1 protein-coding gene is annotated in these 1,413 nt (G+C 58.6%); it reads left to right on the plus strand.

From position 1 onward, the window contains the following. Nucleotides 1-169: 169 nt before the first annotated feature. On the plus strand, nucleotides 170-1,413 hold a 1,244-nt coding region (locus ACRXB1_RS36005), incomplete at its 3' end, for an IS110 family transposase (RefSeq protein ID WP_449494771.1).

Raw genomic sequence — 1,413 nt, forward strand, 5'->3', positions numbered from 1 at the left:
GCGCGCAGAGACAGTGGCCGTATGCTTCTTGGAGGTCTCGACCCCGTCAAAAAACCTGGCCCAGGGGAAGCTGCGGACTCATCTGTGGCGGCGTCTTCGGACGACCCCGTTTAGGAAATTGATTTATTCCGAGTCCCCGTCCTGCGCCTGATTATCCAGGAGGTGGGTGATGTCAAAAGACCGAACACGATCCAAGCCCTCAGGGTTGCCGATCATTCATCCGTTTGCAGCCGGCATCGATATCGGTTCACGGTTCCACGTTGTTGCCGTGAGTCCAGATCTGTGCGACGAGCCGGTGCAGACATTCCAGGCATTTACCGGCGATTTGCAACGCATGGCCGACTGGCTCGTCGCGACCGGTACAAAGACGGTCGTGATGGAATCGACCGGCGTGTACTGGGTCGCCGCCTACGAGGTGTTGGAGTCTCGGGGCCTTGAAGTCATTCTTGCCAACGCACGCGAGGCGCGCGCAGTCCCCGGAAGGAAGAGCGACGTCAACGATGCGCAATGGTTGCAGCGGCTGCACGCGTGCGGGTTGCTACGGGCAAGTTTCCGGCCTGGGCGCGACATCGCGGAACTACGCGCATACTTGCGTTGCCGCGAAAAGCATACCGACTATGCCGCCGCGCATATCCAGCATATGCAGAAGGCGCTGACCTTCATGAATATCCAACTGCATCACGTGATCGCGACTATCACAGGTGTCACAGGAATGCGCATCATCCGCGCGATCGTCGCCGGTGAACGCGATCCAGACAGGCTGGCGGCAATGCGCGACGTGCGCTGCAAGGAAAACCTTGAGACCATTCGAAATGCGCTGGTGGGCAACTACCAGCCCGAGCACGTATTCGCCTTGAAACAGGCGCTTGCGCTCTACGATTTTTACCAACAGTGCATCGATGAGTGCGATGTTGAGATCGAACGTGCTGTCGCGATTCTCAATATCGCTCACTCGTTTCCGGAAGCACCGCTGCCGAAGGCGAAACATCGCAACAAGATGCCCAGCGATCCCAACTTCGATGTACGCACGGCTATGTACCAGTTGGCGGGGACCGACCTTACGCAAATTCACGGCATCGGCCCGTTCCTTGCACTGCGCCTGATTGGCGAATGTGGAACGGACTTGAGCCGATGGCCAACCGCCAAGCACTTTACTTCATGGCTCACGCTTGCGCCGGGCTGCAAGATCAGCGGTGGCAAAGTACTGTCATCGCACACGCGCAAAACCAGCAGCCGCATCACAGTCGCACTCAGGCTTGCGGCGGTGACCGTTGGAAGAAGCAATACCGCGCTTGGCGCATTCTACCGGCGCCTTGCCGGCCGAATTGGTAACGCCAAGGCCGTGACTGCGACGGCGCGCAAGATCGCTGTTCTGTTTTATAACGCGATGCGCTATGGCATGGACTACCGCGA

The organism is Caballeronia sp. M23-90 (assembly GCF_053574605.1).